This is a genomic window from Pseudomonas cyclaminis, assembly GCF_015163715.1.
Lineage (GTDB): Bacteria > Pseudomonadota > Gammaproteobacteria > Pseudomonadales > Pseudomonadaceae > Aquipseudomonas > Aquipseudomonas cyclaminis.
In genome coordinates, this window is sequence record NZ_JADDUM010000291.1 from 1 (window position 1) to 6,474 (window position 6,474).

Annotated in this window: 7 protein-coding genes; all 7 read left to right on the forward strand. The window is 59.4% G+C overall.

Going from position 1 to position 6,474, the window contains the following annotated elements:
* A partial coding sequence (locus tag IQK56_RS28600) for a pyridoxine 5'-phosphate synthase (RefSeq protein WP_193901913.1) occupies positions 1-185 on the forward strand: 185 nt, incomplete at its 5' end.
* A gap of 322 nt (positions 186-507) precedes the next feature.
* On the forward strand, positions 508-1,602 hold the full coding sequence (locus IQK56_RS28605; protein ID WP_150676923.1) for an ABC transporter ATP-binding protein: 1,095 nt from the start codon (positions 508-510) through the stop codon (positions 1,600-1,602).
* Positions 1,602-2,699, forward strand: a complete 1,098-nt coding sequence (locus IQK56_RS28610) for an ABC transporter ATP-binding protein (RefSeq protein ID WP_193862512.1) — start codon at positions 1,602-1,604, stop codon at positions 2,697-2,699. The genes IQK56_RS28605 and IQK56_RS28610 overlap by 1 nt, the downstream gene beginning before the upstream one ends.
* On the forward strand, positions 2,696-3,562 hold the full coding sequence (locus IQK56_RS28615; RefSeq protein ID WP_032889576.1) for a carbohydrate ABC transporter permease: 867 nt from the start codon (positions 2,696-2,698) through the stop codon (positions 3,560-3,562). The genes IQK56_RS28610 and IQK56_RS28615 overlap by 4 nt, the downstream gene beginning before the upstream one ends.
* A 10-nt stretch (positions 3,563-3,572) precedes the next feature.
* The gene (locus tag IQK56_RS28620; RefSeq protein WP_003232361.1) at positions 3,573-4,373 is read left to right on the forward strand and encodes a carbohydrate ABC transporter permease; all 801 of its coding nucleotides are present in this window, start codon (positions 3,573-3,575) and stop codon (positions 4,371-4,373) included.
* A 10-nt stretch (positions 4,374-4,383) separates the two neighbouring features.
* Positions 4,384-4,656 (forward strand): DUF2160 domain-containing protein, encoded by a 273-nt coding sequence (locus tag IQK56_RS28625; RefSeq protein ID WP_014718862.1) that lies wholly within the window; start codon positions 4,384-4,386, stop codon positions 4,654-4,656.
* Positions 4,657-4,688: 32 nt separating this feature from the next.
* Positions 4,689-6,431 (forward strand): ABC transporter substrate-binding protein, encoded by a 1,743-nt coding sequence (locus IQK56_RS28630; protein ID WP_112195839.1) that lies wholly within the window; start codon positions 4,689-4,691, stop codon positions 6,429-6,431.
* Positions 6,432-6,474 lie beyond the last annotated feature (43 nt).

Consider the following 6,474-nt stretch of genomic DNA (forward strand, 5'->3'; position numbering starts at 1 on the left):
ATGAAGGCCTGATCGTCAACGCCGGCCATGGCCTGCATTACCACAACGTAGAAGCCGTGGCCGCGATCAAGGGCATCAACGAGCTGAACATCGGTCATGCGCTGGTGGCTCACGCGCTGTTCGTCGGGTTCAAAGGTGCTGTGGCTGAGATGAAAGCGTTGATCCTGGCCGCTTCCAGGACCTGAGCGAGCACACTATAAGATTCAATGGAGATCAACATGTGGGAGGGGGCTTGCCCCCGATAGCAGTGTGTCAGTCAACTGATCTGTAGCTGACCCACCGCTATCGGGGGCAAGCCCCCTCCCACATTTGCCCTGCGTTGATCATGAGAGTGTTGTTCAGAACTGTTCATTGTCAACCCCCAACCTGTTCAGTTGTTCACTCGGATTGTTCACTCCCGAACATACCGTTCACTCCATTTCCTTGCACATCAACCACTTGCTGTTTTGGCACGAAACTCGCTCTGACGACTGGCCAGATTCATTCCAATAATAAAAAGGTCGTGTCATGTCATTGACCCTGGAACATGTCTCCCGCGTTGTCGAAGGCCAGACCTGGATCGACGATGCCACCCTGCGTTTCGAGCCGGGTTCCTTCAACGTGCTGCTCGGCCGCACCCTGTCCGGCAAAACCAGCCTGATGCGCCTGATGGCCGGCCTGGATAAGCCCGACAGTGGCCGCATCCTGATGAACGGCGTCGATGTCACCCACAAGCCGGTGCGCCTGCGCAACGTGTCGATGGTGTATCAGCAGTTCATCAACTACCCGACCATGACCGTGTTCGAAAACATCGCCTCGCCGTTGCGTCAGGCCGGTGTGTCCAACGAGGTGATCCAGAGCAAGGTGCTGGAAACCGCCCGCATGCTGCGCATCGAGAAGTTCCTGAAGCGTCACCCGCTGGAGCTGTCCGGTGGCCAGCAGCAGCGTACGGCCATGGCCCGCGCCCTGGTCAAGGATGCCGAGCTGATCCTGTTTGACGAGCCGCTGGTGAACCTGGACTACAAACTGCGTGAAGAGCTGCGTCAGGAAATGCGCGAGCTGTTCCAGGCCCGCCACACCATTGCGATCTACGCCACCACCGAACCCAATGAAGCCCTGGCCCTCGGCGGCACTACCACCATTCTTCACGAAGGCCGGGTGATCCAGAGCGGCAAGGCCGCCGAGGTTTACCACCAGCCACAAACCGTGCTCGCTGCCGAGCTGTTTTCCGAGCCACCGATCAACCTGATGCCGGGGCGTATCAGCGGCAACGAAGTGAGCTTCGCCAATTTCGTACATTTCCCACTCAATGTTGACCTGCGTCCCATCGGCGAAGGCGATTTTCGCTTCGGTGTGCGCCCCAGCCATATCAGCCTGGTGCCGAGCAACGACGACGACCTGGAGCTGGCGGTGACCGTAGAGGTTGCCGAAATCAGTGGCTCGGAAACCTTCCTGCACGTGCGCAGCGAACACTTCCTGCTGGTGCTGCATTTGCCGGGGGTGCATGAGTACGACGTTGACGCGCCGATCCGCGTGTATATCCCCACCCATAAACTGTTTGTGTTCGATGGTCAGGGCCGTTTGGTCCAGGCTCCCGGACGCCGTGTCGCGAGGGTTGCGTGATGGCCGAGATCCATTTGCAGAACCTGGCGCACAGCTATAACCCTACGCCGACCGGTCCAGAGGACTACGCCATTCGGGAAATGAACCACGTCTGGGAGCAGGGTGGTGCCTACGCCTTGCTTGGTCCGTCAGGCTGCGGCAAGTCGACCCTGCTCAACATCATCTCCGGCTTGCTCAGCCCGTCCGAAGGCCAGGTGCTGTTTGACACGAAAGTGGTCAACGACCTCACGCCGGAGAAGCGCAACATCGCCCAGGTGTTCCAGTTTCCCGTGGTGTACGACACCATGACGGTGTTCGACAACCTGGCCTTCCCACTGCGCAACCAAGGCATGGCTGAGGCGAAAATTCACAGTAAGGTGCAGGAAATTGCCGAAGTCCTCGACCTGCAAACCCTGCTGAGCAAGAAAGCGCGCAACCTCACTGCCGACGAAAAACAGAAAGTCTCCATGGGCCGTGGCCTGGTGCGCGACGACGTCTCGGCGATCCTCTTCGATGAGCCGCTGACGGTGATCGACCCGCACCTCAAGTGGAAACTGCGGCGCAAGCTCAAGCAAATCCACGAGCAGTTCAACATCACCATGGTCTACGTCACCCACGACCAGTTGGAGGCTTCCACCTTCGCCGACAAAATCGCGGTGATGTACGGCGGGCAGATCGTGCAGTTCGGCACGCCACGGGAGCTGTTCGAGCGGCCGAGCCACACGTTTGTCGGCTATTTCATCGGCAGTCCTGGTATGAATCTGATCGAAGTGCAGGCCGAGGCGGGCGGGGTGCAGTTTGCCGGCACCCACTTGCCCTTGCCCGAGGCGTTGCAACAACGCATTGCCAGCACCGACTACAAGAAATTGCAGGTGGGTATTCGCCCGGAATTTATCCATGTGTGGGACGAGTACAACCCCGACGCCATGCAGGCCGACGTCACGCATCTGGAAGACCTTGGCACCTACAAGATCATGACCCTCAACCTCGATGGCGCCACCCTGAAAGTGCGTTTGGCCGAAGACAAACCCGTGCCCGAAAGCACGGCCTCCATCAGCTTTCCCGCGCAATGGTTGATGCTCTACGCCGACGATTACCTGCTGGAGGTGCAGCCATGAACAAGGTGCAGAACAACAAGGCCTGGTGGCTGGTGCTGCCGGTGTTCCTGCTGGTGGCATTCAGTGCGGTGATCCCGATGATGACCGTGGTCAATTACTCGGTGCAGGACATCTTCGACCAATCCAGCCGCTACTTCGTCGGCGCCGACTGGTACAAGCAGGTATTGCTCGACCCGCGCCTGCATGACTCGCTGCTGCGCCAGTTCATCTATTCAGCCTGCGTGCTGTTGATCGAAATTCCCCTGGGCATCGCCATCGCCCTGACCATGCCGACCAAGGGCCGCTGGTCGTCGCTGGTGCTGATCGTGCTGGCGATTCCACTGCTGATCCCGTGGAACGTGGTGGGCACGATCTGGCAGATCTTCGGCCGTGCCGACATCGGCCTGCTGGGTTACAGCCTCAACGCCATGGGCATCAGCTACAACTACGCGGCCAACACGGCGGATGCCTGGGTCACCGTGCTGGTAATGGACGTGTGGCACTGGACTTCACTGGTGGCGTTGCTGTGCTATTCGGGGTTGCGGGCGATACCGGACGTGTACTACCAGGCCGCCCGGATTGATCGTGCATCGGCCTGGGCAGTTTTCCGACATATCCAACTGCCCAAGATGAAGAGCGTGCTGCTGATCGCGGTGATGCTGCGGTTTATGGACAGCTTCATGATCTACACCGAGCCCTTCGTCCTGACGGGCGGTGGACCGGGTAACGCCACCACGTTCCTGAGTCAGACCTTGACCCAGATGGCTGTAGGCCAATTCGACCTGGGCCCGGCGGCGGCATTTTCCCTGGTGTACTTCCTGATCATCCTGTTGGTGTCCTGGCTGTTCTACACCGCCATGACCCACTCCGACGCCAACCGCTGAGGCCGCCAACATGAGCAAGCGCAAGCTGATTCCCTTACTCATCTACATCCTGTTCCTGCTGGTGCCGATCTACTGGCTGCTGAACATGTCCTTCAAGAGCAACACCGAAATCCTCGGCGGGCTTACATTGTTTCCGCAGGATTTCACCCTGGCCAACTACAAGGTGATCTTCACCGACCCGAGTTGGTACACCGGCTATCTCAACTCGCTGTACTACGTGAGCCTGAACACGGTGATCTCCCTGAGCGTGGCGCTGCCGGCAGCCTATGCTTTCTCGCGCTATCGTTTCCTGGGCGACAAGCACCTGTTCTTCTGGCTGCTGACCAACCGCATGGCGCCGCCGGCGGTGTTTTTGCTGCCGTTTTTCCAGTTGTATTCGTCCATCGGCCTGTTCGACACGCATATCGCTGTGGCCCTGGCCCACTGCCTGTTCAACGTGCCGTTGGCGGTGTGGATCCTTGAGGGCTTCATGTCCGGCGTGCCCAAGGAAATCGACGAAACTGCCTACATTGACGGCTACTCGTTTCCGAAGTTTTTCGTGAAAATTTTCATCCCGTTGATCGGCTCCGGCATCGGTGTCACCGCGTTTTTCTGCTTCATGTTTTCCTGGGTCGAGCTGCTGCTGGCGCGCACCCTGACCTCGGTCAACGCCAAGCCTATCGCGGCGGTGATGACGCGCACGGTGTCGGCGTCCGGCATCGATTGGGGCGTGCTGGCAGCGGCGGGGGTGTTGACCATCCTGCCGGGCATGCTGGTGATCTGGTTTGTTCGCAACCACGTGGCCAAGGGCTTTGCCCTGGGCCGGGTCTGAGGAGTCGATGATGGAATGGATGGCCTGGACCACCCCCACTGCACTGTTCTTCGGCGGCATCGCCCTGATCCTGGCGGGCATGACCACCTGGGAGCTTCGTTCGCCGAGCATCCCTCGGCGCGGTTTATTACCGATCAGCACCACCCGTGGTGATCGCTTGTTTATCGGTCTTCTCGGCAGCGCCTACCTGCATTTGCTGGTGATCGGCGTTACCGACTGGAGCATCTGGGTGGCGTCCGCGCTCTCCCTGGTATGGCTGTTGAGTGTGATGCGTTGGGGCTAGTGCCCTTATGAATAAACAACCAGGAGGTCTCTATGTTGAATAAGAACAATAAGCTGCGACATAGCATTTCATTGGCCGCCGTACTGGCCCTGAGCGGTTTGAGCGCTTCGGCCTGGGCCGATGCGTACGAGGATGCCGCGAAGAAATGGATCGGCAGCGAGTTCAAACCGTCCACCCTCACCGAAGCCCAGCAGCTCGAAGAGTTGAAGTGGTTTATCAAGGCGTCGGAACCGTTCCGTGGGATGAAGATCAACGTGGTGTCGGAAACCCTCACCACCCATGAGTACGAGTCCAAGGTGCTGGCCAAGGCCTTCAGTGAAATCACCGGCATCAAGCTGACCCACGACCTGCTGCAGGAAGGTGACGTGGTGGAGAAGCTGCAAACCCAGATGCAGTCCGACAAGAACATCTATGACGGCTGGGTCAACGATTCCGACTTGATCGGTACGCACTTTCGCTATGGCAAGACCGAATCCATCACCGACCTGATGGCCAACGAAGGCAAGGACTTCACCTCGCCGACCCTCGACCTCAAGGACTTTATCGGCCTGTCCTTCACCACTGCGCCGGACGGCAAGATCTACCAACTGCCCGACCAGCAATTCGCCAACCTCTATTGGTTCCGCGCCGACTGGTTCGAGCGTCCGGAGCTGAAAGCCAAGTTCAAGGAAAAATACGGCTACGACCTCGGCGTACCGGTGAACTGGTCGGCCTATGAAGACATCGCCAAATTCTTCAGCGAAGACGTCAAGGAAATCGACGGCAAGCGCATTTATGGGCACATGGACTACGGCAAGAAAGACCCGTCCCTGGGCTGGCGCTTCACCGATGCCTGGTTCTCCATGGCCGGTGGCGGCGACAAAGGCCTGCCCAACGGCTTGCCGGTGGACGAGTGGGGCATTCGCGTGGAGGACTGCCATCCGGTGGGCTCCAGCGTGACCCGTGGCGGCGACACCAACGGCCCGGCCGCCGTATTTGCCACGCAGAAATACGTGGACTGGATGAAAGCCTACGCGCCACCGGAAGCGGCGGGCATGACCTTCTCCGAATCCGGCCCGGTGCCCTCCCAAGGCAACATCGCCCAGCAGATCTTCTGGTACACCGCGTTTACCGCCGACATGGTCAAGCCTGGCTTGCCGGTGGTGAATGCCGACGGCACGCCGAAATGGCGCATGGCGCCGTCGCCTGTGGGACCTTACTGGGAAAAGGGCATGAAGAAGGGCTATCAGGACGTAGGCTCCTGGACCTTCCTCAAATCCACGCCCGAAAAGCAGAAACTCGCGGCCTGGCTCTACGCTCAGTTCGTGACGTCCAAAACCGTTTCGCTGAAGAAAACCATCGTCGGTTTGACGCCGATTCGTGAGTCCGACATCAACTCACAAGCCATGACCGATATGGCACCGAAACTCGGTGGCCTGGTGGAGTTCTACCGCAGCCCGGCGCGCACCGAGTGGTCGCCAACCGGTACCAACGTGCCGGACTACCCGCGCCTGGCGCAACTGTGGTGGAGCAACATCGCCTCGGCCGCCAGCGGCGAGAAAACCCCGCAACAGGCGCTGGACAACCTGGCCAAGGAACAAGACGCGATCATGACGCGCCTGGAACGCTCCAAAGTGCAGCCGGTGTGCGGCCCGAAAATGAACCCCGAGCGTGATGCGCAATACTGGTTCGACCAACCGGGCGCGCCAAAACCGAAACTGGCGAACGAGAAGCCAAAAGGCGAGACCGTGAGCTACAACGACCTGCTCAAGTCGTGGGAGGCGGCCCGCAAGTAACCCGAGGCTGAATTTCTGTAGTGAGCGGGCTTGCCCCGCGCCG